This is a genomic window from Lactococcus fujiensis JCM 16395 (assembly GCF_002441655.1).
GTDB lineage: Bacteria > Bacillota > Bacilli > Lactobacillales > Streptococcaceae > Lactococcus > Lactococcus fujiensis.
Genome location: NZ_JXJU01000069.1, coordinates 1 through 244 on the forward strand (window position 1 = coordinate 1; position 244 = coordinate 244).

1 protein-coding gene is annotated in these 244 nt (G+C 45.1%); it reads right to left on the bottom strand.

The features are described 5' to 3' along the window. Window positions 1–244 (bottom strand): peptidoglycan-binding domain-containing protein (locus tag RT41_RS10305; protein WP_143467383.1); only part of this gene is annotated, 244 nt, incomplete at both ends.

Here is a 244-nt window from a genome sequence, read left to right on the forward strand (position 1 = left end):
TTTGACTCGGTTTTGACTTCACACCGTCAACTGGTGTTCCTAGGAGCTTCTGTAAGGCTGACCACGTCGCTTTACCTGCAATACCATCAATGACAAGCTTAGTGCCTAACTTCGCGTTAAGCGCACGCTGTAAAGCCTTAATTGTATTCACTCCTGGTATTCCGTCCACAACTAAATGATAACCAATGCTATTAAGATACGTTTGCACTGCTTTCCAAGTTGCGATACCGTCGTATCCGTCAAC